Below are 25,192 nucleotides of genomic sequence, written 5' to 3' on the forward strand. Positions count from 1 at the left end.
GACGGGCTGCATTGCAGCCCGTCCGGCGTTTGAGGACACCGGGCGAAGCCCGGTCCGGGGGTCCGGGGGCTTGCCCCCGGGAAACGGAGAAAGGGCGGGACCGGGGCACAGCCGCCCGCAGGGCCAACGGCCTCAGCCCACCGACGAGTACGCCACGACCCCGCGCAGCAACCCGTCGACCGCCCGCCGCGCGTTCCGCGCAACCCCGCTGCCCTCCGGTGCCGCCGCCGCGATCTGTCCGAGCACGTCGATGAGTTGCTTGGACCACCGCACGAAGTCACCCGCCGGCATGTCGATTTCGCGCAGGACCTCGTCGAGGCCGTGGCCGGAGGCCCACCGGTAGGCGGGCCAGGCGAAGCCGAGGTCGGGTTCGCGCTGGCCGACGCCTTCGGCCTGGTTGATGCGGTGTGCTTCCTCCAGCGCGTCGAGCCGTCCCCAGATGCGGACCATTTCGCCGAGGGCGTCCTTGGCGGGGCCGCCGGGGAGTTTGGGCGGGGCGGCGTCGTCGGCGACGCGTGCCTCGTAGACGAGGGCGGAGGCGCAGGCGGCGAGTTCGGCGGGCTGGAGGCCTTCCCAGACGCCTTCGCGCAGGCATTCGGAGGCGAGCAGGTCGAGTTCGCCGTAGAGGCGGGCGAGGCGGCGGCCGTCCTGGGTGACTTCGTCGCCGCGCAGGTAGCCCAGTTCGGTCAGGAGGGCGCAGATCCGGTCGAAGGTGCGCGCGATGGTGTTGGTGCGGCCTTCGATGCGCCGTTGCAGCTGCTGGGTGTCGCGCTGCAGCCGCTGGTAGCGCTCGGCCCAGCGGGCGTGGTCCTCGCGCTCGTCGCAGCCGTGGCAGGGGTGGCGGCGGATCTCGGCGCGCAGCCGGGTGATCTCGGTGTCGTCGGCGGCCGCGGCGCGCTGCTTGCGGTGCCGGTCGGGGACGATGTGCCCGGCCTTGGTGCGCAGGGCGGAGGCGAGGTCGCGGCGCGACTGGGGGCTGCGGGCATTGAAGGAGCGCGGGATGCGCATGCGCTCGATGGGTTCGACGGGGACCGGGAAGTCGATGGGGGCGAGCCGCTTGACCTGGCGTTCGGCGGTCAGGACGAGGGGGCGGGGCCCGTCGTAGTGGTCGAAGCCGCGCTGGCGGTCGGTGCGGCCGGGGGCGACCCCGGGGTCGAGCACGAGGGCGAGGCCCGCGTACTTGCCGGTGGGCACGTGGATGACGTCGCCGGGCTTGAGGCGCTCCAGTGCGGCGGCCGCCTGGGCGCGGCGCTGGGCGGCGCCCTGCTTGGCGAGCTCGTTCTCGCGTTCCTTGAGCTCACGGCGCAGCCGGGCGTACTCGTGGAAGTCGCCGAGGTGGCATTCGACGGCTTCGCGGTAGCCGGCGAGGCCCTCCTCGTTGCGCTGCACCTGCCGGGAGATGCCGACGACCGACTTGTCGGCCTGGAACTGGGCGAAGGAGGTCTCCAGCAGCTCGCGGGAGCGGTGCCGGCCGTACTGGGAGACGAGGTTGACCGCCATGTTGTAGGACGGCTTGAAGCTGGAGCGCAGCGGGTAGGTGCGGGTGCCGGCGAGGCCGGCGAGGGCGGCCGGGTCCATGGCGCGCTGCCACAGGACGACGGCGTGGCCCTCGACGTCGATGCCGCGCCGCCCGGCGCGGCCGGTGAGCTGGGTGTATTCGCCGGGGGTGATGTCGGCGTGCTGCTCGCCGTTCCACTTCACGAGCTTTTCCAGCACGACCGAGCGTGCGGGCATGTTGATGCCGAGGGCGAGGGTCTCGGTGGCGAAGACGGCCTTGACGAGGCCCTTGACGAACAGCTCCTCGACGACCTCCTTGAAGGTCGGCAGCATGCCCGCGTGGTGGGCGGCGATGCCGCGCTCCAGGCCCTCCAGCCACTCGAAGTAGCCGAGGACGTGCAGGTCCTCGTCGGGGATGGCGGCGGTGCGCTCCTCGACGATGGCGCGCACCTTGGCGCGGGCCTCGGTGTCGTTCAGGCGCAGTCCGGCGTACAGGCACTGCTGGACGGCGGCCTCGCAGCCGGCGCGGCTGAAGATGAAGGTGATGGCGGGCAGCAGGCCCTCGGCGTCGAGCCGCTCGATGACCTCGACGCGGCTGGGCGTCCAGATGCGGGTGCGCTGGCGGCGCTCGCGTTCGCGGTCGGCGTCGCGCAGGGCGCGGGCGCGGCGGCCGGCGGCGAAGGGGCGGCCGTTCTCCATGCGGGCCAGGCGCACCAGGTCGGGGTTGACCTCGCGGCGGCCGCGGCCGCCGTCGGGGCCGGTCTTCTCCTGGAACAGGTCGTACATCCGGCGGCCGGCGAGGACGTGCTGCCACAGCGGCACGGGCCGGTGCTCGGAGACGATCACCTCGGTGTCGCCGCGTACGGTGTCGAGCCAGTCGCCGAACTCCTCGGCGTTGGAGACGGTGGCGGACAGCGAGACCAGGGTGACGGATTCGGGGAGGTGGATGATGACCTCCTCCCACACCGCGCCGCGGAAGCGGTCGGAGAGGTAGTGCACCTCGTCCATGACCACGTAGCCGAGACCGACCAGGGTCTGGGATCCCGCGTAGAGCATGTTGCGCAGGACCTCGGTGGTCATCACGATCACCGGCGCATCGGCGTTGACGCTGTTGTCACCGGTGAGCAGGCCGACCTTGGCGGGCCCGTAGCGGGCCACGAGGTCGTTGTACTTCTGGTTCGACAGGGCCTTGATCGGCGTCGTGTAGAAGCACTTGCGGCCCTGGGTCAGGGCCAGGTGGACGGCGAATTCGCCGACGATGGTCTTGCCGGAGCCGGTCGGCGCGGCGACCAGCACCCCCTTACCGGCTTCGAGGGCCTTGCAGGCCTCTATCTGGAAGGGGTCCAGCTCGAAGTCGTACATCTCGCGGAAGGGGGCGAGTGCGGTGGCCTGCTCGGCGGCGCGCTGCCGGGAGAGGGCGTAGCGCTCAGCAGGGGACATGTCCTCGGTCATCTTGATGACGAGCCTACCGGCCGCCTGTGACAGCCACCGATCTTTAGCGGGCTCCCAGCAGCCGGACGGCCGCCGGGACGATCCTCGCGGTCAGTGGCAGCGGGCCGAGGGGTTCGCCGTCGGCGTAGCCGGTGATGCCCTCGGCGGTCAGGGTCACGCGCGAGGCCCGGTGGACGGTGACGCTGCGGTGGCCGAGGTGGGTGCCGCGGTAGACCCGGGGGAAGACCCGCAGCAGCGTGGAGCGGCTGCAGGGGCCGACGACGGTGATGTCGAAGAGCCCGTCGTCGATGCGGGCCCCGGCGCAGATGCGCATGCCGCCGCCGTAGGAGGCGCCGTTGCCCACGGCGACGAGGGTGGCCTCCAGCTGCTGCTCGGGGCCGTCGTCGAGGCGGATGCGGTACGGGATGGGGCGCAGTGCGGCGAGCTCGGCGAGCAGGGCGGCGTCGTAGCGCAGCCGGCCGGTGGGGAAGCGCATGCGGTTGCCGCGGTCGTTGACGCGGGAGTCGAAGCCGGAGGCGAGGACGGTGCCGAACCAGGTGGCGCCGACCCGGCCGAGATCGACGGGGCGGCCGCCGTCGCCCTTGAGGGAGGCGGCGACCAGGCGGCCGGCGGCGGCCGGGTCGCGTACCGGCAGGCCGGCGGCGCGGGCGAAGTCGTTGCCGGTGCCCACGGCGACGACGCCGAGCGGGGTGGGGGTGCCGGCGACGGCCTGCAGGGCGAGGGAGACCATGCCGTCCCCACCGACGGCGATCAGTGCGCCGGTTCCGCCGTGGACCGCCTCCTTGGCCCTGGCCAGGGCGTCGGGGGCGTCGTGGCCCACGACGGTGCGCACATGGAAACCGGCCTCGCGCAGGGCCCGGGCGGCGGGCAGGGCGGCGCGGGCGCCGCGGCCGCGGCCGGCGGTGGGGTTGACGAAGAGCGTGATGTCGCTGGTCACCCGGCGGACCCTACCGGTAGGTAGGGTCCGCCGGGTGACCCGAGGGATCACTGTCCCGCGGAGTGCTTATGTGGCGTCGTCGTAGCCCGCGGGCTGCCGGGACTGGCCCGGCGAGCTCTCCATCGGCTCGGACTCGATGGAGTGCGGGGTCAGGTCGAGCGGGGCCGCCTCGTCGTCGGAGAGCAGCCGGTCGGGGTTGCGGGCCTCGCGGCGCTTGTCGTTGAGCATGGAGAAGCCGACCGCACCGAAGTACAGGATGATGATCGGGACGGCCAGGATGCACATCCCGAAGGGGTCGGTGCTGGGGGTGGCGACCGCGCCGAAGACGAAGACGCCCATGACGACGCCGCGCCAGGCCTTGGCCATGCTCCGGCCGCTCAGTATGCCGACGAGGTTCAGCATGACCAGCAGCAGCGGCAGCTCGAAGGCCAGGCCGAAGACGAGGATCATGCGGACGCTGAAGTCCAGGATGTCGTCGAGCGCGAGCGTGTTGGCCGCGGAGTCGGGCGTGACACTCAGCAGCACCTTCATGCTGGTGGGCATGATCAGGTACGCCAGGTAGGCGCCGGCGAGGAAAAGCGGGACCGCCGTCGAGACGAAGGCGACCGTGTACTTCTTCTCGTTCTTGTGCAGGCCGGGGGCGAGGAACGCCCACAGCTGGTAGAGCCAGATGGGGGCGGAGAAGGTGACGCCCACCAGGAGGCAGACCTTCACGATGGTCGTGAAGGGCGACATCAGGTTGCCGAACAGGAGCACGGCGCAGTTGCCGCCGTGGCTCTGGGACAGATCACGACTGGGGCACTGGGGCACGGGGCTCGCCAGGAAGTCCATGATCTGCTTGTTGTAGAACGCCGCGACGACGGCGACCACGACGATGCCCAGCACGGCCTTGGCCAGCCGGTTGCGCAGCTCGCGCAGGTGCTCCGCGAGCGGCATCCGCCCCTCGGGGTCCTTCTCCTTCTTGCGGGCAGACTTGAGCAACCCACGTCCCTATCTCGTGCGGCTGACGGGCGCCGACGGCGTCCGTCTCGGTCTGTCCTGGGTCAGCGCTGGGTCGTACGGTCGGTGGGCTCGCTCACCGGGCGGGAAGTGACGTCACCGGGGGCCGCCTTGATCGTACGCGGGGCGGACTCGCCGGCCGGCGGGTCGGCGGGGGCGGCGGCGGTGTCCGTGCTCTCGGCCTTCATCGCCTTGGCCTCGCTCTTGAGGATGCGGGCCGACTTGCCGAGCGAGCGCGCCATGTCGGGGAGCTTCTTCGCACCGAACAGCAGGACGATGACGACGAGCAGAAGGATGATCTCGGGCGCTCCGAGCCGTCCGAACATAAGCGTGTACCTTCTCACCGAAGCGGGATGTTGGTGGGGCCGGCCGACTGATCGGACATTTGTCGCTCAGTCGTACGGCAGGGATCGTAACGCGCAGGGGTAAACGCTCGGCAATCCCTGTGCATACTCCCGGTCGCGGCCCTCCGCCTCGCCACAGGGCCGGTCCGACCAGCGTACCGGCGGCCGGCCGCGACCCGGCTCTGCGGTTGCTCACCGGCTACTCACCGGGCACGCTGCGCCCGCCCTGCGCGGCCAGCGGCGCGGCCGACCGCTCCAGTTCCTCCGCGGCCCGGGTGATGTTCCGTGTGGCCTGCGCCACCTGCCGGGCGAGCCGCCGGGTCTCCACGAAGACGCGGGCGGTGAGGACCGCCAGCACGGCGAGTCCGCAGAAGCCGAGGGCGATGGCGAGCATGGGCCAGAACATGGAACGAGCCTATCGAGGGGGATCGGGAACAGACGGAAACGGCCGGAAAGCGGTCACGCGGTGACGTGCAGCCGCAGGGTCCGCACCCCGCCGCCCACGAGCAGCTCGACGATCCGCTCGCCGGCGGGCTTGCGGACCGCGGAGCCGCACTCGGGGCAGGTGAAGGAGTAGAACGTGGTCCGGTCGCTGGCCCCGATCGCCAGCCGCAGCGCGCCCGCACCCAGCTCGAACCGGCCCCGGCAGTCGGGGCACGCCGCCTTGAAGACCGCGGCCGCTGCCGTCGCGTCCCTCATCTGACCTGTTCCTTCCCCTGGCACAGCTGTCCCCGGCACAGTCCGGCTCACCGTCACTCTCCGTATGCCACCAGCGCCTCGCGGGCGGCCTCCCGGGCGCTGCCGGCCAGCGCCTCGGGCGAGACGATCCGCCCGTCGCGGCCCAGGCGCAGCGCCAGGCGCCGCAGGGAGGCCGGGTCGGGGGTGCGCAGCGTGATCCGCAGGCCGCCGTCGGGCAGCTCCTCGGCGCTGTCGTGCGGGTAGTACTCGGCGACCCAGCGGCCGCCCGGGCCCACCTCGACGACGACCTCGGGGTCCTCGGCGGCCGGCTGGACCAGCCCCTCGGACAGATCGCGCAGCTCCACCGGCGGCGGGTCGGAGCGCTCCTCCAGCAGCCGGATCTCCGCCACCCGGTCGAGGCGGAAGGTGCGCCTGGCCTCGGACAGCCGGCACCACGCCTCCATGTAGGTGTGGCCCACGACGAACAGCCGGATCGGGTCCACCTCGCGCTCGGTCAGCTCGTCGCGCGCCGGCGAGTAGTAGCGGATCCACACCCGGCGGCGCTCGGAGATGGCCCGGTCGATGTCGGCGAAGACGCCGCCCTCGGACTCGAAGCTCACCGACAGCCGGGAGCTGGCGCCCGCCGCCTCGCCGGCGGCGGCCTCCACCTTGGCGGTGGCTCGCAGTAGCGCCTGCCGGTCGCTCTCGCGCAACCCCGGCAGGGTGGCCACGGCCCGGGCGGCCACCAGCAGCGCGGTGGCCTCGTCGGCGGCCAGCCGCAGCGGCTCGCCGGCGGAGGTGCCCGAGGCGTCGGGGTTGTGCCACCAGATGCGGTCGCCGTCGGTGTCGATGTCCAGCAGGTCGCCGCCGCGGAAGCTGGTGCCGCACATGGGCAGCACGTCCAGGTCGCCGATCAGCTCGTCCTCGGTGATGCCGAAGGCGCGGGCCACGTCGGCGACGCGGGCGCCGGGGCGTTCCCTCAAGTAGGTGACCAGGGACAGCATCCGGCGCGTCTGGTCAATGGCGTTTCCGGCCATCAGGGTTCGTCCCGTTCCTCTCAGCCCTTGGCGACGGCGCGCAGCCGGTCGATCACGTCCGAGCGCAGCTCGGCGGGTTCCAGCACGATCACGTCGGGCCCGAACTCCACCAGCCAGGCGTCCAGGCCGTGCCCGTAGGGGATCTCCAGTTCGTCCCAGCCGTCGCCCAGCTCGCGGGTGGCGGTGGCGCGCTCGCGCAGCGGGTAGCCGTGGCCGGCGCGCACCTTGATGCGGGCGGTGCCGGTGGCCGTCTCCCCCGCCCACGCCTCGACGGTGCTGCGGACGGTGACGTGGTCGGGCACCGGCGCGGTGAAGGCCAGGGCGCGCGAGCGCACCCGGCCGGTGATGCGCGAGAGCCGGAAGACGCGCTCGGCCCCCCGGTCGCGGTCGTAGCCGGCCAGGTACCAGTGGCCGCGCCAGCACTCCAGCGCCCACGGCTCGACCTGCCGCTGCTCGGGGCGGGCGGAATTGGCCTTGCGGTAGTCGAAGACGACGACGCGGCGGTCCCGGGCGGCGAGCATCAGCGGCTCGAACGCCGCCTCGTGCACCGGAATGCGGGTCTCCAGCGCGCCGGCGCCCACCGGGTCCTCGGCCAGCGGCATGCCGGCCGCGCGCAGCTTCTGCAGCGCGCCGCTGGCGGCGCCGGCCAGCCGGGCCTGCTGCCACACCTTGGCGGCCAGCCCCAGGGCGGCGGCCTCCTCGACGTCGAGGGTGATGGCGGGCAGGCGGTTGCTGTCGCGGCGGGCGAGGTAGCCGATCTCGCCGTCGAGGCCCTCGACGGTGTCGATGATCAGACCCAGCTCGCGCAGGTCGTCCTTGTCCCGCTCGAACATCCGGTTGAAGGCGTCGTCGCCCGCGGCCCCGCCCCCGGCGGCCTCGCCGCCGGCGAGGATGTACGCCTCGATCGAGCCGCGCAACTCCGCCTTGGTGAGCGGGCGGCGCGCGCCCAGCAGGCACAGCGCCAGGCTCATCAACCGCTCGGCCTTGGCAATCGCCATCGACGCCCTCTCTACTTGTTCTCTCAACCGTTGACCGTACCGCTCGCGGCTCGTACGACAAAAGCCGAGGGCCCGTGCCAGGCAGGCACGGGCCCTCGGCCTTCGTCAGTGGTGTCCTCAGACGCCCATCAGGTCGCAAACGAAGATCAGCGTCTCGCCCGGGGCGATCACGCCGCCGCCGGCGCCGTGGTCGCCGTAGGCGAGGTGGGCGGGGATGACCAGCTTGCGGCGGCCGCCGACCTTCATCCCCTGGATGCCCTTGTCCCAGCCCTCGATGACCTGGCCGGCGCCCAGCTTGAACTCCAGCGGCTTGCCGCGGTTCCAGCTGGCGTCGAACTCCTCACCGGTGGACCAGGCCACGCCCACGTAGTGGACCTTGACGAAGTCGCCGGCCTTGGCGACCGCACCGTCGCCCTCCCAGATCTCGGTGATCTCCAGGTCGGCCGGAACCGGGCCCTCGGGGAAGTCGATCTCGGGCTTGTCGATGTTCACGAATGTGCTCCTACGAAGGAATCTTGCTGGCAACCGCGCAATTCTGGCAGATACCGATCGGAAGGCCGAAACCCTGCGACGGCCCGGCGGCGTGGCGTCGGGCCCTGCCCCTGCCCTGCCGCCTCGGACCCTGCCGACTCGGACCCGTCGACTCGGACCTTGCTGTCTCAGACCGTGCCGACTCAGACCTTGCCGACGATGTCGACCACGAAGACGAGGGTGTTCTTGTCCAGGCCGCTCTGCGGCTGGCCCTCGTAGCCGAACTTCGGCGGGATCACCAGCTCGACCCTGTCCCCCACGTGCTTGCCGACCAGGCCCTTGTCCCAGCCCTGCACCACCGAGCCGGTGCCGATCTGGAAGGCGGTGGCACCCGCGTGGTCCCAGGAGGAGTCGAACTTCTTGCCGTCCTCCCACTTCACACCCGTGTACTGGGCGATCAGGCCGTCCCCGGCCTTGATCTCCGGGCCGGTGCCCTTGATCAGCACCTGCTCCTTGAGGTCCGTGGGCGGCTTCTCGCCCGAGGGGATGGTGATGGTCGCGGCCTTCTGCGGCTCCGCCTTGACCTCCGGCATGCCGGCCTCGGGCTTGGCCTGCTCGCCCTTGGCCTCGCTCTTGGTGTCCACCTTCTGGGCGCCGACGACGTCGATGACCCACACCAGGCCGTCCTCGGGGCTGACCCCGGACTGCGGGTTGAGCTGGTCACCGATGAGCGCCTTGGCGGTGCCCTCGACCTCGATGCGCGAACCGGCCTTCTTGCCGACCACGGCCTCCAGCACCTTGGCGGGCATCTCCTGGCTGGGCTGGCCCAGCTGCGTCACCAGCTGGCGGCGCGGACCGGCAGCGGCGCTCGCGCTCGCGCTCGCACCGGACTTCTCCTGGGTGGCCCAGGTGCCGCCGAGGGGCTTGTTGTCCTTCATGGTCTGCCCGGCGAAGTCCAGCCGGACGAAGGAGGTCTTCTCCGCCGTCGCTCCCGAGCCCTCGGTGAGGACCGTGACGACCATCTTGTCGGACGGCTTGGCGTCCTTGGGCACGGAGATCTCGGGCTTCTCCCCGAACTTCCCCTGGACCGTCACCTTGGCGTCGGAGGACTTCTCCTCCGACCCGCACGCCGCGGCGGTCAGCAGCAGGACGGGGACGGCCAACGCCGCGGCGAGGCGACGCGCGTTCTTCGTGTGGTTCATGAAGTCCAACTCGGGCTGATAGGGGTCGGTCGGGCAATGTGCCGTCACTCTACGGCCTGCCCGCCGCCGATCAACCCCGTCCGACACGGATGTGCGCCGGGTCCGGTGGACCCGGCGCACACGCGTGCCCTTTCACCGCCGATGGACTCTCACATTCCGGCGATGAGCTTCTCCACCCGGTCGTCGACGGAGCGGAACGGGTCCTTGCACAGCACCGTGCGCTGGGCCTGGTCGTTGAGCTTCAGGTGCACCCAGTCGACCGTGAAGTCCCGGCGCTGCTCCTGGGCCCGGCGGATGAAGTCGCCGCGCAGCCGGGCCCGGGTGGTCTGCGGGGGCACCGACTTGCCCTCGAAGATACGGACGTCGTTGCACACCCGCGCCGCCTGGCCGCGCTTCTCCAGCAGGTAGTACAGCCCCCGGCGGCGGTGGATGTCGTGGTACGCCAGGTCTATCTGGGCCACCCTCGGATGCGACATGGTGATGTTGTTCTTGGTGCGGTAGCGCTCGATGAGCTGGTACTTCATCACCCAGTCGATCTCGGTGGCGATCCGGTCGAGCTGCTCGTCGCGGATGGCCTCCAGCGAGCGCCCCCACAGCTCCAGCACCCGCTCGACGGTGCCGGTGCGGATGCCGCGGCGCTCGCAGAAGTCGACGGCCTTCTCGTAGTACTCCTGCTGGACCTCCAGTGCGGAGGCCTCCCGGCCGCTGGCCAGGCGAACCTTGCGGCGCCCGGTGATGTCGTGGCTGACCTCGCGGATGGCCCGGATCGGGTTCTCCAGCGTCAGGTCGCGCATCACGGTGCCCGCCTCGATCATGCGCAGCACCAGGTCGGTGGCGCCCACCTTGAGCAGCATGGTCGTCTCGGACATGTTGGAGTCGCCGACGATCACGTGCAGCCGGCGGTAGCGCTCGGCGTCGGCGTGCGGCTCGTCGCGCGTGTTGATGATCGGCCGGGAGCGGGTGGTGGCGGAGCTGACGCCCTCCCAGATGTGCTCGGCGCGCTGGCTGACGCAGTAGACCGCACCGCGCGGGGTCTGCAGCACCTTGCCCGCGCCGCACAGCAGCTGCCGGGTGACCAGGAACGGGATGAGGATGTCCGCCAGACGCGAGAACTCCCCGTGCCGCGCGACGAGGTAGTTCTCGTGGCAGCCGTAGGAGTTCCCGGCGGAGTCGGTGTTGTTCTTGAAGAGATAGACGTCGCCCGCGATCCCTTCCTCGTGCAGGCGGCGTTCGGCGTCGACGAGGAGGCCTTCGAGGATGCGCTCGCCCGCCTTGTCGTGGGTGACCAGCTCGATCACGTTGTCGCACTCCGGAGTGGCATATTCCGGGTGCGAGCCCACATCCAGGTAGAGACGGGCACCGTTGCGCAGGAAGACGTTGCTGCTGCGGCCCCAGGAAACGACACGACGGAAGAGGTACCGCGCCACTTCGTCAGGGGACAGTCGGCGCTGTCCTCTGAAGGTGCACGTGACGCCGTACTCGTTCTCCAGCCCGAAAATGCGGCGGTCCATGCCTGAACATTACGCCTGATGCCCTGCGCTGAAACCGGGTTCGACCGCACCGTTCCGATCATTTTCCGACCGTGCGACGACGGTCGAGGGCACCTCGGGGGCCTGCAGGGAGCGTCGGGCGCACAGCAGCATCAGCAGGGCCGCGGCCCCGCCGCCGACGGCGACCAGGAAGCCCGAGCGGACCCCGGCGTGCTGCAGCACCGGGCCGGCGACGGCGGTGCCGATGGCCGCGCCCACGCCGAAGGAGGTGACCAGCCAGGAGAACGCCTCCGTCACGGTGCCGCGCAGCGCGTGCCGGTCGACCACCACGAAGGCGCAGGCCAGGCAGGGTGCCAGGAAGATGCCGGCGACACCGGCGAGCACGACCATCGGCCAGACGCCCGGCATCAGCAGCAGCGGGACGTACCCCACGGCGAGGCCGGTGACCAGCACCCGCAGCCGCTGCTCGGGGCTGCCGGGCCACTCGCGGGCGCCGTAGACGGTGCCGCCGATCAGGGCGCCCACGCCCAGCGCGGAGAGGATCCAGCCGGCGGCGTCGCCGTTGTGGTGGGCGTCGCCGTAGGCCACGGCGGCCACCGCGATGGAGCCGAGTGCGGAGCCGATGAAGAAGAAGGTGCCCAGCAGCACCAGCAGGCCGCGCGAGCGCAGGGCGCCCAGCCAGTGGGCGTCACGGGGCTCGCTGCGCCACTGCCGCGAGGGCGGCGAGGTGACGACGGCGAGCGCGCCCAGGGCGCCGAGCGCGTTGATCACGTACAGCGCGCCGGCCTCGGACCAGCAGGAGACGAGCCAGGTGATCAGCAGCGGCCCGACGACGTACATCACTTCCTGGGCGATGGCGTCCAGGGAGTACGCGGCGTGGATGCGGTCCTGGCTCTTGAGGACGGACGGCCACAGGGCCCGCAGGCCGCCCTCCAGGGGCGGCGTGAAGAAGCCGGCGACGATCACGGCCGCGTAGACCACGGGCAGCGGCTCCAGGCCGACGGCGGCGAAGGCCGACATGCCGAGCGCGGCCAGCAGGGCCGAGGGCAGCAGGACCCGCGGCTGGCCGTGCAGGTCGACGGCCCGGCCGAGCAGGGGCTGGCCGACGGCGTTGGCGACGCCGTAGACGGCCGACAGGACGCTGGCGAGGGTGTAGCTGCCGCCCTCGGCGCGCACGAACAGCACGATCGCGAGCGCCGCCGTGGCGTTCGGGAGCCGGCCCACGAGGGTGCCGGTGAGCAGTCGCGCCGCGTGCCGCGTCTTGAGCATGTCGACGTAACCGCCGCCCGCCACCGCCATGGTCCGCCTTCCGTCTTGATCGTTCTGGTTTTACGTATAACTAGGCTAGTTATACGTACCATGACGCCAGCCCGCGGGTCCAACCGCGCGGTGGCACGGCAGCAGCGAGAGGGGCGCAGCACCGGTGACGGACGTCGACGCGGGACAGGGCCGGCAGGCGGGGGTCACCCGCACCACCAGCCGGGACGTGGCACGGGCCGCCGGGGTCTCCCAGGCGACCGTCTCGCTGGTGATGGGCGACAAGTGGCGCGGCCGGGTCTCCGAGCGCACCGCCGGGGCCGTGCGTGACGCCGCCCGCGCGCTCGGCTACCGGCCCAACCTCGCCGCCCGCAACCTGCGCCTGGGCCGCACCCGCACCGCCCTGCTGGTGGTGCCGGCCCTGACCAACGAATTCTTCGCCCGCGTCCACGCCGGGGCGGCACGGGCCGCCGCCGAACACGGCATCGGCGTGGTGCTCTACCCCTCCCCCGAGGGCACCGGCAGGGCCCGCGACCCCTTCGCCTCCGCGCGGGCCGCCCTGGACGGGGTGATCGCCTCCTCCATGGCGGCCGAGGCACTGACCGACCTGCGCGAGGGCGGACTGCCGCTGGTCATGCTCGACAGCGACCCCTCCCGGCCGGAGGCCGCCGCGACCGTCAACCCCGACATCGCCGACGGCATGCGCCAGGTGGCCGACCACCTGCTGGCCCTGGGACACCGGCGCTTCGCCCACATCGCGGCCGACGTGGACTCCTGGACCTTCCGGGTACGGGCGCGCGCCCTGGCCGAGCGCGTGGGCGCGGCCGGCGCCGAGATCGTACGGACCGAGCGGGCGCCCCTGGAGGTCGACGCGGGCCGGGCGGCCGCCGAGTGCGCCCTCGCGGCGGGGCCGACGGCCCTGGTGTGCGACGGGGACGTGCTCGCGGCGGGCGCGTGCAAGGCCGCCCGGCGGCTCGGGCTGCGGGTGCCCGCCGACGTCTCGGTGACCGGCTTCGACGACCTGGCCCTGGCCCGGGCGGTCGAGCCCGAGCTGACGACGGTCCGGCTGCCCGCGGAGCGGGTGGGCGAGGCGGGCCTGCGGGCGCTGGTGGCGGTGCTGGAGGGCCGCGCGGCGGCCCCGGAGACGCTGCCGGTGCGGCTGATGCCGCGTGCGTCGTCGGGCGCGGCCGGCGCTTAGCAGCGCCCCGCCAGGGGCGCGGGGCAGTGTCGATCTGCGGCTCCGCCGCGTGGGCGCGACAAGCCACGACGCACCCGCAGGTTGGGAAGCACCTCGACTGCGGGCCGTCGATGGCCGATCGCGCAGTTCCCCGCGCCCCTACGGGGCGAAGGCCCACCGGACGGGCCAGGCGCGCACGGGGGGGGCGGCCAGTGGGTCGATGCGCGCCCACGCGGCGGAGCCGCAGATCGACACTGCCCCGCGCCCCTACGGGGCGGAGGTCCACCGGACGGGCCCGGCGCGCCGGGGGCGGAGGTCCACCGGACGGGCCCGGCTACTCCTCCTCGTCGGCCTCCGCCGTCGCGGCCGTCGCGTCGCCCTCCAGCAGGCGCGTGAGCTGGCGGCCCAGCAGGCGCTTGAACTTGCGCGTCTGGGGACGCGTGCGGTCCAGGACCGCGACCTCCAGCTGCTCGGCGGTGAGCGTGCGCTCACTGCCGTTCGTGTCGCGCGCCAGCGACTCGACCGCCAGCTTCAGGGCCTCGGCGAGCGTCATGCCGTCGCGGTGCCGCTGGTCGAGGTAGTTGCTGATCTGGTCGGCGTTGCCGCCGACCGCGACCGAGCCGTGCTCGTCGACGATGGAGCCGTCGTGCGGCAGGCGGTAGATCTGGTCGTCCTCGGGGGCGGCCCCCACCTCGGCGACGATCAGTTCCACCTCGTACGGCTTCTCGCCGGCGCTGGAGAAGATGGTGCCCAGGGTCTGGGCGTAGACGTTGGCCAGGCCGCGGGCGGTGACGTCGCCCCGGTCGTAGGTGTAGCCGCGCAGGTCGGCGTAGCGGACGCCGCCGATGCGCAGGTTCTCGAACTCGTTGTACTTGCCGACCGCCGCGAAGGCGATGCGGTCGTAGATCTCGCTGACCTTGTGCAGGGCCCGGGACGGGTTCTCGGCGACGAAGAGGACGCCGTCGTTGTACTGGAGCACCACGACGCTGCGGCCGCGCGCGATGCCCTTGCGGGCGTACTCGGCGCGGTCGGCCATGGCCTGCTGGGGTGAGACATAGAACGGCGTCGACACCGCTATCCGTCCCTTTCTGTCAGTGGAGGAGCGATCACGAAAGGTACCGCGGCGGCTACAGCAGGGCGGCGCGCGGGCCGTCCGGTTCCTCGAGCCGCCGCTCGTGGACGGCGCGGACGATGTCGGCGCTCTGACCCTCGGTGAGCCTGCGGTAGCCCTCGTCGGTGATCACGGTGACGATCGGGTAGATCCGGCGGGCGAGGTCCGGACCGCCGGTGGCGGAGTCGTCGTCGGCGGCGTCGTAGAGCGCCTGGACGACGAGCGTGGTGGCCTGCTGCTCGGTGAGGTCGTCCCGGTAGAGCTTCTTGAGCGCGCCGCGGGCGAACAGCGAGCCGGAGCCCGTGGCGGCGTAGCCGTGCTCCTCGGAGCGGCCGCCGGTGACGTCGTAGGAGAAGATGCGGCCCTTCTCCCGGTCCACGTCCCAGCCGGCGAACAGCGGCACCACGGCCAGGCCCTGCATGGCCATGCCGAGGTTGCTGCGGATCATGGTCGACAGGCGGTTGGCCTTGCCCTCCAGCGAGAGCTGGACGCCTTCGACCTTCTCGAAGTGCTCCAGTTCCAGCTGGAAGAGCTTGACCATCTCCACCGCCAGGCCGGCGGTACCGGCGATGCCCACCGCCGAGTACTCGTCGGCGGGGAAGACCTTCTCGATGTCGCGCTGCGCGATCACGTTGCCCATGGTGGCCCGCCGGTCACCGGCGAGGACGACCCCGCCGGGGAAGGACGCGGCGACGATGGTCGTGCCGTGCGGGGCCTCGATGACCCCCTGGGCGGGCAGCTGGCGGTTGCGGGGCAGCAGCTCCGGCTGGTGCTGGGCGAGGAAGTCCATGAAGGACGAGGAGCCCGGCGTCAGGAAGGCGGCCGGCAGGCGCCCGTTACTGGAGAAATTGGCTTCCACACGAATCCTTCGAAGAGATCTTGAAGTTCTTCTGCACGGACCCTATCGCCGGGTCGCAAGGTGGCCGTCCCGTGCCCCGTGGGGGGCACGGGACGGCAGGCCCGCTCTACTGTCCGCCCTTTTGCACAAAGGACCGAACGAAGTCCTCGGCGTTCTCTTCGAGCACATCATCGATTTCATCCAGCACGGAGTCCACGTCGTCCGACAGCTTCTCCTGGCGCTCCTTGAGGTCCTCGGAGACCTGCGCGTCCTGCGCCTGCTCCTCGACCTCCTCCGTCGCACGCGTGGCCTTCTGCTGGCCGCCGCCGGTGTCCTTGGTCGCCATAGCCCTCACCCCGCTCGGTTTCGACGTACACGTACACGAGACGTTCAAGATCAGACCCTACAAGCAGGGCCCGGGATCGGCCCTGCACTTCCTACAACGTCCCGGAGCCACCGGGATGATTCCCGTTTCCCCCGGTCCTCAGACCCCGCTCAGCCGCCGGAGAGCACCCGGACCAGGTCCTCGGCGGTGCGGCAGCGGTCCAGCAGCTCCTTGACGTGGTTGCGGGTGCCCCGCAGCGGTTCCAGGGTGGGGACCCGCTGCAGGGAGTCCCGGCCCGGGAGGTCGAAGATCACCGAGTCCCAGGAGGCCGCGGCCACGTCGTCGGCGTACTGCTCCAGGCAGCGGCCGCGGAAGTAGGCGCGGGTGTCCTCCGGCGGGGCCGTACGGGCCCGGGCCACCTCGGCCTCGTCCACCAGGCGCCGCACCTTGCCCCGGGCCGCCAGGCGGTTGTACAGGCCCTTGTCGGCGCGCACGTCGGCGTACTGCAGGTCCACCAGGTGCAGGCGGGCCGCGTCCCACTCCAGGCCGTCGCGCCGGCGGTAGCCCTCCAGCAGCTCCAGCTTGGCCACCCAGTCCAGCTCGCCGGCCAGGCTCATCGGGTCGCGCTCCAGGCGGCCGAGGACGTCCTCCCAGCGGCCGAGCACGTCCTTGGTCTGCTCGTCGGCGTCCGCCCCGAAGCGGTCCTGGACGTACTTGCGGGCCAGCTCGTAGTACTCCATCTGCAGTTGTACGGCCGTGAGCGTCCGGCCGCTGCGGAGCGTGACCAGGCGGCGCAGCGAGGGGTCGTGGCTGATCTGGTGGAGGGTGCGCACGGGCTGCTCGACGGCGAGGTCGGTGGTGATGAAGCCGTCCTCGATCATGGAGAGCACCAGGGCGGTGGTGCCGAGCTTGAGGTAGGTGGAGATCTCGGAGAGGTTGGCGTCCCCGATGATCACGTGCAGCCGGCGGTACTTCTCGGCGTCGGCGTGCGGCTCGTCGCGGGTGTTGATGATGGGCCGCTTGAGGGTGGTCTCCAGGCCCACCTCGACCTCGAAGTAGTCGGCCCGCTGGCTGATCTGGAAGCCGTGCTCGTGGCCGTCCTGGCCGATGCCGACCCGGCCGGCGCCGGCCACGACCTGGCGGGAGACGAAGAAGGGGGTCAGGTGGCGCACGATGTCCGAGAAGGGGGTCTCCCGCTTCATCAGATAGTTCTCGTGCGTGCCGTAGGAGGCGCCCTTGTTGTCGGTGTTGTTCTTGTAGAGGTGGATGGGCTGGGCGCCGGGCAGCTGGGCGGCCCGCTCGGCGGCCTCGGCCATGATCCGTTCGCCGGCCTTGTCCCACAGGACGGCGTCGCGGGGGTTGGTGACCTCGGGCGAGCTGTACTCGGGGTGGGCGTGGTCCACGTAGAGCCGGGCGCCGTTGGTGAGGATGACATTGGCCAGGCCGATGTCCTCGTCGGTGAGCTGGCTGGCGTCCGCGGCCTCGCGGGCGAGGTCGAAGCCGCGGGCGTCCCGCAGCGGGTTCTCCTCCTCGAAGTCCCAGCGGGCACGGCGTGCCCGGTGCATCGCGGCCGCGTAGGCGTTGACGATCTGGGACGAGGTGAGCATGGCATTGGCGTTCGGGTGACCGGGGACGGAGATCCCGTACTCCGTCTCGATGCCCATTACTCGCCGTACGGTCATGCGGCCCTCCTTGCCCGGCGGCGCCCCCCGGTGGGGTCGGCGCTCAAGTACCGCTGCGCTTCCGGTCCGTGTACGGTCCCCGATCCCCCCACGGCGCTTCTGCGGCGGTACCGAAGAGCCTAGAACGGGTTTGCGGCGCTGGGGAGATCATTACAGTCATTCCTGCGGTTCGCACGGCGCGCGGCGGCGGCGCCGCAGAGTCCCGCAGGTGGTGCAGGAGCATGCGGGAGGATCGCCCGGGGCGATCCCGGTGGGACCCCGGTGGGATCCCGGTGACGATCCCTGGCAAAACACGTCCGGCTGCGGACGCCCTGGCCCTTCCCCCACCGGGGGCGGGGGAAGGAGGAGCAACAGGGACATCCGCAGCCGGACGGCGGTGTTACAGGTACTGGCCGGTACTGGCCACGGTGTCGATGGAGCGGCCGGTGTCCGCGCCCTGCTTGCCGGTGACCAGGGTGCGGATGAAGACGATCCGCTCGCCCTTCTTTCCGGAGATGCGGGCCCAGTCGTCCGGGTTGGTGGTGTTCGGCAGGTCCTCGTTCTCCTTGAACTCGTCCACGCAGGCGGCGAGCAGGTGGGAGACGCGCAGGCCCTTCTGGTTGTGGTCCAGGAACGCCTTGATCGCCATCTTCTTGGCCCGGTCGACGATGTTCTGGATCATCGCGCCGGAGTTGAAGTCCTTGAAGTAGAGGACTTCCTTGTCACCGTTGGCGTAGGTGACCTCCAGGAAGCGGTTCTCCTCGGACTCGGCGTACATCTGCTCGACGACCGACTGGATCATGCCCTCGATGGTGGCCCTGGCGTCCCCGCCGTGCTCGGCGAGGTCGTCGGAGTGCAGGGGCAGGGTCTCGGTCAGGTACTTCGAGAAGATGTCCTTGGCGGCCTCGGCGTCCGGGCGCTCGATCTTGATCTTCACGTCGAGCCGGCCGGGGCGCAGGATGGCCGGATCGATCATGTCCTCCCGGTTGGAGGCGCCGATCACGATCACGTTCTCCAGGCCCTCCACGCCGTCGATCTCGGAGAGCAGCTGGGGGACGATGGTGTTCTCCACGTCCGAGCTGACCCCGGAGCCGCGGGTGCGGAAGAGGGAGTCCATCTCGTCGAAGAAGACGATCACGGGCGTGCCCTCGCTGGCCTTCTCCCGGGCGCGCTGGAAGATCAGCCGGATGTGCCGCTCGGTCTCGCCGACGTACTTGTTGAGCAGCTCGGGGCCCTTGATGTTCAGGAAGAAGCTCTTCCCCGCGGGCTTGCCGGTGACCTCGGCGACCTTCTTGGCAAGGGAGTTGGCCACGGCCTTGGCGATGAGCGTCTTGCCGCAGCCGGGCGGCCCGTACAGCAGCACGCCCTTGGGCGGCCGCAGTTCGTGCTCCTTGAACAGGTCCGGGTAGAGGTACGGCAGCTCGACCGCGTCGCGGATCAGCTCGATCTGGTTGCCCAGGCCGCCGATCTTGCTGTAGTCGATGTCCGGGACCTCTTCGAGGACGAGTTCCTCGACCTCGCTCTTGGGGATGACCTCGTAGACGTAGCCGGAACGGGGCTCCAGCAGCAGGGCGTCGCCGGGGCGGATGGTCATGTCCAGGAGCGGCTCGGCGAGCCGCACCACCCGCTCCTCGTCGGTGTGCCCTATCACCAGGGCGCGTTCGCCGTCCTCGAGGACCTCCTTGAGGGTGACGATGTCGCCGTGCCGCTCGAACGCCATGGCCTCGACCACGTTGAGCGCCTCGTTGAGCATGACCTCCTGGCCGGGGCGCAGGTCCTCCGCCTCGACGCTGGGGCTGACGTTCACCCGGAGCTTGCGGCCCCCGGTGAAGACGTCGGCGGTGCCGTCCTCGTTGGCCGTCAGGAAGACGCCGAAGCCGGCCGGCGGCTGGGCGAGCCGGTCGACCTCCTCCTTGAGGGCCACGATCTGGTCGCGGGCCTCACGGAGCGTGTTCGCGAGCCGTTCGTTCTGAGCGGAGACGCCGGCCAGGTTGGTCTGGAGCTCGACGATCCGCTCCTCGAGAATCCTCGTGTGACGCGGAGAGTCGGCGAGCTTGCGTCGCAGGACGGCGATCTCCTGCTCGAGATAGGCAACCTGGCCCGCGGGGTCTTCGGACCCCCGCCCCGGCCGGATGCCGCGGTTGATGTCGTCGTCGTGGGCTGCCACGGTCCTCACCTCCTCCAAGGGGAGCTGGACGCTTCCTGACCCTACCTGGGCCGGTGCAGGTTGAAACCCCTAGATCACAAACCCGGTAGGAGTGTGTCCGATCTTCACCCTTGCGCACGTCCTCACGTGAGGGGAATACCCACCCATCAACATCGGAAAGCGGGCGGTTGTATCGTCGACTCGGTCAACACCCGTCAGGGCTGGCTCCAATTGGTTCACGAATGCAGGAAACGGCAGGCGAGATGACTGTGCGGGACGACGGACTCGACGAGCTCGAGGTCTGGATCGACCAGGACCTGTGCACCGGTGACGGCATCTGCGCGCAGTACGCCCCCGAGATCTTCGAGCTCGACATCGACGGGCTGGCCTACGTGAAGAGCCCCGACGACGAGCTGCTCCAGGACAAGGGTGCCACCACGCCCGTCCCGCTGCCGCTGCTGAACGACGTGCGCGACTCGGCGAAGGAGTGCCCCGGCGACTGCATCCACGTCCGCCGCGTCGCCGACAAGGTCGAGGTGTACGGGCCCGACGCTCCGTAGCCGGGCACCGGTCGCGTGTGACGGTCGGTGACCGCTCACGCCGCCTCGGGCGCCGGCAGGGCGCCCAGGACGAACTTCCCGCCGCGCCAGTGCCACTTGACCGCCCGGCGCAGATCCGGGCAGCAGCGCGGCACCCCGGCCGAGGAGTAGCCGAGCAGGGTGGCCGAAACCGTCCCCGCGGCCGCCTGCAGGCCCGTCACGCTCATCCGCTGCCGGGGGTCCACCAGGGTGGCCAGCACCCGGGGCGCGCCACCGGGCGTCTGCGGCGCCCCGAGGACGTACACACCGCTGGGCGGGGTGCCCGCCCCCGAGTGGCAGCGCACCGCCACGGCCGTCTCCGGCCGCCCGTCCCGGTCGAGGTCGGCCGCGACCCTGCCGGTCACCTCCACGCCCGCCGGCCCGCACTCCAGCGGGTAGCGGGCGGCGGCCGGATCGGGAGCCGGCAGCGGCGCCGGCGCAGCGGGCGCCTTTGCGGTCGCGACGGGCTCGGCGCGGTCCTCGGCGGGTCCGACCAACGCGGCGCCGAGGACGGTGCAGGCCACCGCGGCGGCGGTGACCACCCAGTGCACGGGCCGGGAGCGGGTGTGCGGGAGGGACGCCGACGGCTGCACGCGCGCTGACTCCTGACGAGGTGGGACTCTGCAAGGACGGAAATCTTCCGCATCGTGCCACACGGGCCCGCGGCGCGAAAGCAGCGGGCCCGGACCGCATGCCGCCCAACGTACGCGCGCCGCCGCCGAGTTCCGCGGTGCGCGGTACCCGGCGGCGGCGCGTGTCGTGCGTGCCGTGGTGGACGTCAGCCCTTGTTCGGGCCCTCGTAGTCCTCGCCGTAGGCGCCCTTGGCGGGCCGGCGGCGGCGCATCGGGGGCTCCACGCCGTCGGCCAGGCGACGGGCGGTGACCAGGAAGCCGGTGTGGCCGATCATGCGATGGTCGGGGCGCACGGCCAGACCCTCGACGTGCCAGTTGCGGATCATGGATTCCCAGGGCTGCGGCTCGGCGAAGCAGCCGATCTCCCGGATGGACTCCACCGTCCGCGCCAGCTGCGTGGTCGTGGCCACGTAGCAGCACAGGATGCCGCCGGGGACCAGCGCCTTGGAGACGGCCTCCAGGCACTCCCAGGGGGCGAGCATGTCGAGGATCACGCGGTCGACGTCGGTGTCCGACAGGTTGTCCTGCAGATCGCCGACGGTCAGCTGCCAGGCGGGGTGCGGGCCGCCGAAGTAGCGCTCCACATTTGCCTGGGCGATCTCGGCGAAGTCGGCACGGCGCTCGTAGGAGTGCAGCATGCCCTGGTCGCCGATGGCGCGCAGCAGGAAGCTCGACAGCGAGCCGGAGCCCACGCCGGCCTCCACGACGCGCGCGCCGGGGAAGATGTCGGCGAAGGCCAGGATCTGCCCCGCGTCCTTCGGGTAGACCACGGCGGCACCGCGGGGCATGGACAGGACGTAGTCGGGGAGCAGGGGACGCAGCGCGAGGTACGCGACGTTCCCCGTGGTGCGGACAACACTGCCCTCGGGCGCGCCGATCAGCTCGTCGTGGGGGAAGGAACCCTTGTGGGTGTGGAAGTTCTTCCCGGCCTCGAGAGTGAACGTGTAGTGGCGCCCCTTGGGGTCGGTGAGCTGGACCTGGTCCCCGACCTGGAAGGGCCCGCGACGGCGGGCGGCACCGGTCGGTTCGGACATGTGACCAGCCTACCGGGTGCTCTGCGAGCAGCTGACCACACAGCCGCCCTACGGGCCCGGCGCCCCCGCCCCGGGGGCTGCGCCCCCAGGGAGCGCGGGGCCGCGCCCCGCCCCTGGGCCCCGTGTCCGGCGGATTGTCGTCACGCGCCACCACGGCGCCCCGAAGGGGCGCGGGGAACTGCGCGATCGGCCGGCGACGGCCCGCAGCTGATACGCCACCCCGGGGGGCGACTGCGGGCACGTCGTGGCTTGTCGCGCAGTTCCCCGCGCCCCTACGGGGCGCCCCGGCTAGGACGAGGGGCGGGCCATTGCGGCTACGAAGGCGCGTTCGACGTCCGTCGTGGACAGCACGCCGTAGATCTCGCCGCCCTCCTCCACCACCAGGTACTCCGTCGCCGGCACCGTCCGCAGCGCGTCGAGCAGGTCCTCGCCCGCCAGGGCGGCCGGCAGGCGCATGCCGTCGGTGATCTCCTGGGCGAGGGAGCCGGACTGCACCCACGGGCGCCGGTGCTCGGGGACGCCGCCGATGGCGGCCTCGCGGACGATGGCGGTGGGGGTGCCCTGCCCGTCGACGACGACCAGCGCGCGGGCCCCCGCCTCGTGGGCCCGGCGCAGGGCCTCCGACAGCGGTGTGGCGGCGGTGACGGGCACGGCGCGCCGGGTCAGGGTGCGGGCGCGCAGTCCGGGCAGGTGTTCGCGCAGGCGGGCCATGCGCAGGCTGTTGCCGGCGCCGGTCCAGATGATCGCGGCGAGGATGGCGGCGAGCATGGCGTCGGTGAGCACGTCGACGCCGCGGAGGTTCTCGGTGTCGCCGCCGCGGGTGAGCAGGGGCAGGCCTATGAGGACGGCGACGGCGAGGGCGCGGCCGACCCAGGCGGCGGCGACGGTGCCGGTCATGGGGCGTCCGCTGATCTTCCAGACGACGGCGCGCAGCATGCGGCCGCCGTCCAGCGGCAGGCCGGGCAGCAGGTTGAAGGCGGCGACGAGGAGGTTGGAGATCATCAGGCCGCCGAGCAGCACGCCGGGGACGGTGCCGGCCTCGACGCCGCGCATGCCGAGGTAGAAGAGGCCGGCGAGGGCGAGGGAGAGCAGGGGGCCGACGAAGGCGAGGACGAATTCGCGGCCGGGGCTCTCGCTCTCCTTCTCGATCTCGGAGACGCCACCGAAGAACTGCAGCTTGATGCGGCGCACCGGCAGTTTGAAGCAGAGGGCGGCGACGGTGTGGGCGAGCTCGTGGACGAGGACGGAGGCGTAGAAGGCAACCGCGAAGAAGAGGGCGACCAGGTAGCGGACCGCGCCGAGGTCGGGCAGCACGCGTTCGAGCTGGCCGCCGAAGACCCAGGTGATCAGGGCGGCGACCAGGAACCAGCTGGGCGCGACGTAGACGGGCACACCGAAGGGCCGGCCCATGAGGATGCCGCCGCCGCTCTCGCGGGGGCGGGGTGGTTTGGGGTCCTCGGGTCCGGCCGGTCGGCCGGCTTCTTCGCCGCCGTTGCGCCCCTGGCCGCTGTTGTCCACGGTGTCCCCTCGTTCCGTCCGGCTCCCGCCGCCCGTCCCGGGCGCTTTCAAGATCATCATGCAGTCTTCGGACGCCTACGGTCGATGGTATGCGGACTGCAGCCGCCGGTGGGCCGTAGGGTTCTCTGTCATGGAGAGCGCCACCGACCCTTCCGCCGCCCTCGCCCGTACCGGGCGCAAGGCCGCGCTGTCGCCGTCGCGCGCGGCCGATTTCATGCGGTGCCCGCTGCTGTACCGCTTCCGGGTGATCGACCGGCTGCCGGAGAAGCCGAGCGCCGCGGCCACGCGGGGCACGGTGGTGCACGCGGCGCTTGAACGACTGTTCGATGCCCCGGCCGCCGAGCGGACGCCGGAGCGGGCCCGGGGTCTGCTGCCGGGCGAGTGGGAGAAGCTGCTGGCGGCGCGGCCGGAGCTGGCGGAGCTCTTCCTCGGCGAGGACGGCGCCCACGACCCCGAGCGGCTGGCCGGGTGGCTGGCGGAGGCCGGCCGCCTGGTCGAGCGGTGGTTCACCCTGGAGGACCCGACCCGGCTGGAGCCCGCCGAGCGGGAGCTGTACGTGGAGACGGTGCTGCCGGACGTCGGGGAGGCGGGGCTGACGCTGCGCGGCATCGTCGACCGGGTGGACGTGGCGCCGAGCGGCGACGTACGGATCGTCGACTACAAGACGGGCAAGGCGCCCGGGCCGCAGTACCGGGACGAGCCGCTGTTCCAGATGAAGTTCTACGCGCTGGTGATGTGGCGCACCGGCGGCCGGGTGCCGCGCCGGCTGCAGCTGGTCTACCTGGGCAGCGGGGACGTGCTGACGTACGACCCGGTCGAGGCGGAGCTGCTGGCGGTGGAGCGCAAGCTGCGCGCCCTGTGGGAGGCCATCTCGCTGGCGACCGAGACGGGCGACTGGCGGCCTCGGCCGACGAAGCTGTGCGGCTGGTGCGACCACCAGGCGCACTGCCCGGAGTTCGGCGGCACTCCCCCGCCGTACCCGCTGCCGCTGCCGGCGCAGCGCCCGGCGGGCGAGGACGGACCGGCTGCCCCGGCCGAGGACGGTCAGGGCAGAATGGACACGGTCTAGCGAAGGAGTGTTCCTGTGGCGATCCGGGTCCTATTGGTCGACGACCAGCCGCTGCTGCGCACCGGCTTCCGCATGATCCTGGAGGCCGAGCAGGATCTGGTCGTGGTCGGCGAGGCCGGCGACGGCCTGCAGGCGCTGGACCAGGTCCGTGCGCTGCAGCCGGACGTGGTGCTGATGGACATCCGGATGCCCCGCATGGACGGTGTGGAGGCCACCCGCCAGATCACCGGGCCGGACCGCAAGGGCCCGGCGAAGGTGCTGGTGCTGACCACGTTCGATCTGGACGAGTACGTGGTGGAGGCGCTGCGCGCGGGCGCGAGCGGCTTCCTGCTCAAGGACGCCCCCGCCCATGAGCTGGTGCAGGCGATCCGGGTGGTGGCCGGCGGCGAGGCGATGCTGGCGCCGAGCATCACGCGGCGGCTGTTGGACAAGTACGCCGGTCACCTGCCCTCGGGCGAGGAGCCGCTGCCGGACAACCTGGGCACGCTCACCGAGCGCGAGGTCGAGGTGCTCAAGCTGGTGGCCCGCGGCCTGTCGAACGCGGAGATCGCCGCCGATCTGTTCGTGAGCGAGACCACGGTCAAGACCCACGTGGGGCACGTGCTGACGAAGCTGGGGCTGCGCGACCGGGTGCAGGCGGCGGTGTACGCCTACGAGAGCGGTCTGGTGCGCCCCGGCGCGCAGTGAGCGCAGCGGCGAACGCGCGAAGGGCGGGCCCCCGGTCGGGGGCCCGCCCTTCGC

Annotated in this window: 24 protein-coding genes; 4 read left to right on the top strand and 20 right to left on the bottom strand. The window is 71.8% G+C overall.

Annotation, left to right across the window (positions count from 1 at the left end):
• Positions 1-132: 132 nt before the first annotated feature.
• The 12 genes from AB0K17_RS15040 to AB0K17_RS15095 form a co-directional block, all read right to left on the bottom strand.
• Positions 133-2,949 (bottom strand): DEAD/DEAH box helicase, encoded by a 2,817-nt coding sequence (locus AB0K17_RS15040; protein WP_365983167.1) that lies wholly within the window; start codon positions 2,947-2,949, stop codon positions 133-135.
• Positions 2,950-2,992: 43 nt separating this feature from the next.
• The gene (locus AB0K17_RS15045) at positions 2,993-3,886 is read right to left on the bottom strand and encodes a diacylglycerol kinase (protein WP_365966400.1); all 894 of its coding nucleotides are present in this window, start codon (positions 3,884-3,886) and stop codon (positions 2,993-2,995) included.
• Positions 3,887-3,952: 66 nt separating this feature from the next.
• A complete protein-coding gene (gene tatC / locus AB0K17_RS15050) occupies positions 3,953-4,822 on the bottom strand; it encodes a twin-arginine translocase subunit TatC (protein WP_365983191.1) in 870 nt (289 codons plus the stop codon).
• A 107-nt stretch (positions 4,823-4,929) separates the two neighbouring features.
• The gene (gene tatA / locus AB0K17_RS15055; protein WP_344434241.1) at positions 4,930-5,211 is read right to left on the bottom strand and encodes a Sec-independent protein translocase subunit TatA; all 282 of its coding nucleotides are present in this window, start codon (positions 5,209-5,211) and stop codon (positions 4,930-4,932) included.
• A 217-nt stretch (positions 5,212-5,428) separates the two neighbouring features.
• Positions 5,429-5,635, bottom strand: coding sequence for a hypothetical protein (locus tag AB0K17_RS15060; RefSeq protein WP_365966399.1), 207 nt, complete (start codon positions 5,633-5,635; stop codon positions 5,429-5,431).
• 53 nt (positions 5,636-5,688) lie between these two features.
• Positions 5,689-5,928, bottom strand: coding sequence for a hypothetical protein (locus AB0K17_RS15065; RefSeq protein WP_365966398.1), 240 nt, complete (start codon positions 5,926-5,928; stop codon positions 5,689-5,691).
• 53 nt (positions 5,929-5,981) lie between these two features.
• Positions 5,982-6,944, bottom strand: a complete 963-nt coding sequence (locus AB0K17_RS15070) for a WYL domain-containing protein (protein ID WP_365966397.1) — start codon at positions 6,942-6,944, stop codon at positions 5,982-5,984.
• A 20-nt stretch (positions 6,945-6,964) separates the two neighbouring features.
• On the bottom strand, positions 6,965-7,942 hold the full coding sequence (locus tag AB0K17_RS15075; RefSeq protein ID WP_365983168.1) for a WYL domain-containing protein: 978 nt from the start codon (positions 7,940-7,942) through the stop codon (positions 6,965-6,967).
• 117 nt (positions 7,943-8,059) lie between these two features.
• On the bottom strand, positions 8,060-8,434 hold the full coding sequence (locus tag AB0K17_RS15080) for an FKBP-type peptidyl-prolyl cis-trans isomerase (protein ID WP_365966395.1): 375 nt from the start codon (positions 8,432-8,434) through the stop codon (positions 8,060-8,062).
• Positions 8,435-8,616: 182 nt separating this feature from the next.
• Complete coding sequence (locus tag AB0K17_RS15085) at positions 8,617-9,615, bottom strand: FKBP-type peptidyl-prolyl cis-trans isomerase (protein WP_365983169.1); 999 nt, start codon at positions 9,613-9,615, stop codon at positions 8,617-8,619.
• 149 nt (positions 9,616-9,764) lie between these two features.
• Positions 9,765-11,126 (bottom strand): Pup--protein ligase, encoded by a 1,362-nt coding sequence (gene pafA, locus AB0K17_RS15090; protein WP_344434250.1) that lies wholly within the window; start codon positions 11,124-11,126, stop codon positions 9,765-9,767.
• A gap of 9 nt (positions 11,127-11,135) precedes the next feature.
• Positions 11,136-12,404 carry an MFS transporter gene (locus AB0K17_RS15095; protein WP_365966393.1) on the bottom strand — a complete coding sequence of 423 codons (1,269 nt, stop codon included), beginning with the start codon at positions 12,402-12,404 and terminating at the stop codon, positions 11,136-11,138.
• A 124-nt stretch (positions 12,405-12,528) separates the two neighbouring features.
• Between AB0K17_RS15095 and AB0K17_RS15100 the strand changes: the two genes are divergently transcribed.
• The gene (locus AB0K17_RS15100) at positions 12,529-13,560 is read left to right on the top strand and encodes a LacI family DNA-binding transcriptional regulator (protein WP_365983170.1); all 1,032 of its coding nucleotides are present in this window, start codon (positions 12,529-12,531) and stop codon (positions 13,558-13,560) included.
• 313 nt (positions 13,561-13,873) lie between these two features.
• Here the strand turns inward: AB0K17_RS15100 and prcA are convergent, their stop codons facing one another.
• The 5 genes from prcA to arc all read right to left on the bottom strand — a co-directional run bounded on the left by prcA (position 13,874) and on the right by arc (position 19,641).
• Entirely contained in the window at positions 13,874-14,611 is a 738-nt protein-coding gene (prcA, locus tag AB0K17_RS15105) for a proteasome subunit alpha (RefSeq protein ID WP_365983171.1), read from the bottom strand.
• A gap of 55 nt (positions 14,612-14,666) precedes the next feature.
• Positions 14,667-15,509 carry a proteasome subunit beta gene (gene prcB, locus AB0K17_RS15110; RefSeq protein WP_365966390.1) on the bottom strand — a complete coding sequence of 281 codons (843 nt, stop codon included), beginning with the start codon at positions 15,507-15,509 and terminating at the stop codon, positions 14,667-14,669.
• Between the two features lie 106 nt (positions 15,510-15,615).
• The gene (locus tag AB0K17_RS15115) at positions 15,616-15,834 is read right to left on the bottom strand and encodes a ubiquitin-like protein Pup (RefSeq protein WP_126913432.1); all 219 of its coding nucleotides are present in this window, start codon (positions 15,832-15,834) and stop codon (positions 15,616-15,618) included.
• Between the two features lie 149 nt (positions 15,835-15,983).
• A complete protein-coding gene (dop, locus tag AB0K17_RS15120) occupies positions 15,984-17,495 on the bottom strand; it encodes a depupylase/deamidase Dop (RefSeq protein ID WP_365966389.1) in 1,512 nt (503 codons plus the stop codon).
• A 379-nt stretch (positions 17,496-17,874) separates the two neighbouring features.
• Entirely contained in the window at positions 17,875-19,641 is a 1,767-nt protein-coding gene (gene arc / locus AB0K17_RS15125) for a proteasome ATPase (RefSeq protein WP_365966388.1), read from the bottom strand.
• A gap of 242 nt (positions 19,642-19,883) precedes the next feature.
• On the opposite strand from arc, the gene AB0K17_RS15130 reads away from it, so the two are divergent.
• A complete protein-coding gene (locus AB0K17_RS15130) occupies positions 19,884-20,180 on the top strand; it encodes a ferredoxin (protein ID WP_344434258.1) in 297 nt (98 codons plus the stop codon).
• Positions 20,181-20,215: 35 nt separating this feature from the next.
• Here the strand turns inward: AB0K17_RS15130 and AB0K17_RS15135 are convergent, their stop codons facing one another.
• From AB0K17_RS15135 to AB0K17_RS15145, 3 genes are all read right to left on the bottom strand, one after another.
• Positions 20,216-20,791, bottom strand: coding sequence for a hypothetical protein (locus AB0K17_RS15135; protein WP_365966387.1), 576 nt, complete (start codon positions 20,789-20,791; stop codon positions 20,216-20,218).
• Between the two features lie 185 nt (positions 20,792-20,976).
• Positions 20,977-21,864 carry a tRNA (adenine-N1)-methyltransferase gene (locus AB0K17_RS15140; protein WP_344434260.1) on the bottom strand — a complete coding sequence of 296 codons (888 nt, stop codon included), beginning with the start codon at positions 21,862-21,864 and terminating at the stop codon, positions 20,977-20,979.
• Between the two features lie 288 nt (positions 21,865-22,152).
• Positions 22,153-23,382 carry a site-2 protease family protein gene (locus AB0K17_RS15145; protein WP_365966386.1) on the bottom strand — a complete coding sequence of 410 codons (1,230 nt, stop codon included), beginning with the start codon at positions 23,380-23,382 and terminating at the stop codon, positions 22,153-22,155.
• 130 nt (positions 23,383-23,512) lie between these two features.
• On the opposite strand from AB0K17_RS15145, the gene AB0K17_RS15150 reads away from it, so the two are divergent.
• Together AB0K17_RS15150 and AB0K17_RS15155 are read left to right on the top strand one after the other, a co-directional pair.
• Positions 23,513-24,451 carry a PD-(D/E)XK nuclease family protein gene (locus tag AB0K17_RS15150; protein WP_365966385.1) on the top strand — a complete coding sequence of 313 codons (939 nt, stop codon included), beginning with the start codon at positions 23,513-23,515 and terminating at the stop codon, positions 24,449-24,451.
• Positions 24,452-24,466: 15 nt separating this feature from the next.
• Complete coding sequence (locus tag AB0K17_RS15155) at positions 24,467-25,138, top strand: response regulator transcription factor (RefSeq protein WP_344434263.1); 672 nt, start codon at positions 24,467-24,469, stop codon at positions 25,136-25,138.
• Positions 25,139-25,192 lie beyond the last annotated feature (54 nt).

The sequence above is a fragment of the Streptomyces sp. NPDC049585 genome (assembly GCF_040675615.1).
In the GTDB taxonomy this organism is placed as follows: Bacteria; Actinomycetota; Actinomycetes; order Streptomycetales; family Streptomycetaceae; genus Streptomyces; species Streptomyces luteosporeus.

Excerpts from the sequence above, each read along its gene's own strand:
- AB0K17_RS15060 (WP_365966399.1), bottom strand. The coding sequence starts at position 5,635 with ATGTTCTGGCCCATGCTCGCCATCGCCCTCGGCTTCTGCGGACTCGCC.
- AB0K17_RS15075 (WP_365983168.1), bottom strand. The coding sequence starts at position 7,942 with ATGGCGATTGCCAAGGCCGAGCGGTTGATGAGCCTGGCGCTGTGCCTG.
- pafA (WP_344434250.1), bottom strand. The coding sequence starts at position 11,126 with ATGGACCGCCGCATTTTCGGGCTGGAGAACGAGTACGGCGTCACGTGC.
- AB0K17_RS15085 (WP_365983169.1), bottom strand. The coding sequence starts at position 9,615 with ATGAACCACACGAAGAACGCGCGTCGCCTCGCCGCGGCGTTGGCCGTC.
- AB0K17_RS15150 (WP_365966385.1), top strand. The coding sequence starts at position 23,513 with ATGGAGAGCGCCACCGACCCTTCCGCCGCCCTCGCCCGTACCGGGCGC.
- AB0K17_RS15095 (WP_365966393.1), bottom strand. The coding sequence starts at position 12,404 with ATGGCGGTGGCGGGCGGCGGTTACGTCGACATGCTCAAGACGCGGCAC.
- dop (WP_365966389.1), bottom strand. The coding sequence starts at position 17,495 with ATGACCGTACGGCGAGTAATGGGCATCGAGACGGAGTACGGGATCTCC.
- tatA (WP_344434241.1), bottom strand. The coding sequence starts at position 5,211 with ATGTTCGGACGGCTCGGAGCGCCCGAGATCATCCTTCTGCTCGTCGTC.
- AB0K17_RS15115 (WP_126913432.1), bottom strand. The coding sequence starts at position 15,834 with ATGGCGACCAAGGACACCGGCGGCGGCCAGCAGAAGGCCACGCGTGCG.
- AB0K17_RS15130 (WP_344434258.1), top strand. The coding sequence starts at position 19,884 with ATGACTGTGCGGGACGACGGACTCGACGAGCTCGAGGTCTGGATCGAC.
- AB0K17_RS15040 (WP_365983167.1), bottom strand. The coding sequence starts at position 2,949 with ATGACCGAGGACATGTCCCCTGCTGAGCGCTACGCCCTCTCCCGGCAG.
- AB0K17_RS15140 (WP_344434260.1), bottom strand. The coding sequence starts at position 21,864 with ATGTCCGAACCGACCGGTGCCGCCCGCCGTCGCGGGCCCTTCCAGGTC.
- tatC (WP_365983191.1), bottom strand. The coding sequence starts at position 4,822 with ATGCCGCTCGCGGAGCACCTGCGCGAGCTGCGCAACCGGCTGGCCAAG.
- AB0K17_RS15065 (WP_365966398.1), bottom strand. The coding sequence starts at position 5,928 with ATGAGGGACGCGACGGCAGCGGCCGCGGTCTTCAAGGCGGCGTGCCCC.
- AB0K17_RS15070 (WP_365966397.1), bottom strand. The coding sequence starts at position 6,944 with ATGGCCGGAAACGCCATTGACCAGACGCGCCGGATGCTGTCCCTGGTC.